We start from the raw sequence: 1,859 nt of genomic DNA, 5'->3' as shown, positions 1-1,859 counted from the left end.
GCTGTTGCGGGTGCAAAAGTAGAACCTTTTTCCGCTTACGCAAGCTTTTTCAAAGAGTTTTTTTGATATTTTTTCCATGTTTTTCTTAACATTCTAATAACTCGCCGTTTACAGCATAAACTTTTTTGCCTGTTTGTGAGTTTTTTCTTGGTAGTGTTATTCTTTTCATAATAAGTCCCGCTGAAAAACCCCAAGTTTTAGAGACTTCGCATATTTTTTCAGACTTTAAAAATTACTTTCTAATAAACATTTAAACTTTTACTAAATAACAAACTTCTAAAAAAGCAATGTTTTAACCGCCTTTAATTATTTTACATGAAATCAAAAAGCCACTAAATGCGAGCATTTACTCCATTATCCAACTTTACACAAACTCAACAAAACAAAAAACATCTCTTATCAGCATTCAAAAAGATAAAATCGTATAAAAAAGAATTTAACTAGTCCCTCTAAAAGAAAACTCTATTAGCCAGAACTAAACACAAAGACTTGAAAGCAGAAATAAAAAACATTCAACTTAAAATCCTAGTACAAAAGCAATAATTAAACTTTCGACAAAGAATTATAAAAAATCAATTACTCCATAAAATTTATCACAATAAAAAATTTACTACCTGAGCCTTTTACTTCAAACACAACCTCCTCCTCAATCTCTATTTTTTTTTTAAATCCACATTAACAAACTACACTTCGCAATATTAATACCTTAATCCATAAAAAATGCACTCATCTATTTTAAACAATAAAAACACATCCAAACTAAAACACATTTCTATCCAAAAATTTAAAATAACATCTACCTATAAAGAAATTGCTTCATTATTGTATATTTTTTTCAGACCAAAATACAAGTAGCTACCCAATATCCAAAACATCTTCACAGAAATAAAAAGACTAACTTTTTCACTTCATAATTAAACCTAAAAAGCAAAGATGAACAATGCAGGAAGATCTTCGTCAAAAATTGATTCCAAAATTAAACAGAATTAATTTGAACACTTCACACCTGATCAGACTATACGTTTTTTTCTAGAAAAGTTTACCCAGGCTCCACGGAAATACAAGCATCCAAAAAGAACACTCCCTTCATTCAGAAGAATCCTGCATAAATAAAAGACTATTAACCAAAACAAATTCAACCTAGAACTATCAAAATAAAATCATAACAATTCAAAAAATCGCATACACATTGTTTTCAAAAAACAACAAATAGTAAATATTTAAGATAATAATTTGAGGATTTCCTTCCAGGTCGAGCTGCCCGTTAATTTTTTTATGAAAAAAGGTTTTAGAGCAAGCTTCGACCAAAAGTTTAGTATTTCGCAAAATGACACCGCTTCTATCCCTTGCACGATCCCGAGTAAATAAGACATCTCTTTTCAAAGGAAATTCCAATTCTAAAACTTAAGGATAAAATTCCAAACTCCAAAGATTAAAAACTTTACAAACTTTACACCTCGCAAGGACAATAAAATAAATTCACTATGCTCTTTATTGTTAAATCCCAATACACATCTCAACACAGCTTTGCATTCTTCATAATCGCAAGGAGAATCATTCCGTTCTTTACGGCTAAATTCACTAAAGCAAAACCTTATAAAAAGCAAAAAATCCCTTCCGATCTATCGGGAGGGATTCTTAAAGGAAAGGCGGAACTCCCGCCCAGTTTACCAAAACATATAAAAACAGAAAACCCCATCCGATTTGGATAGGGTTTTCAAAAGAAAGGCGACGACATACTCTCCCACAAAACTGCAGTACCATCTGCGCAGGCGGGCTTAACTTCTCTGTTCGGGATGGGAAGAGGTGAGCCCCGCCGCAATAACCACCTTAAGGCTATTCGCTGCAAGCAGCTTTTA

Annotated in this window: 1 rRNA gene; it reads right to left on the bottom strand. The window is 32.1% G+C overall.

Features of this window, described 5'->3' with window-relative positions:
* Positions 1-1,723: 1,723 nt before the first annotated feature.
* A 5S ribosomal RNA gene (rrf, locus tag BSF41_RS23475) occupies positions 1,724-1,833 on the bottom strand.
* Positions 1,834-1,859: the final 26 nt, after the last annotated feature.

Origin of the sequence: Flavobacterium sp. ACN2 (assembly GCF_002303885.1) — a bacterium.
GTDB lineage: Bacteria > Bacteroidota > Bacteroidia > Flavobacteriales > Flavobacteriaceae > Flavobacterium.
This window is presented reverse-complemented; position numbering and strand designations above follow the sequence as displayed.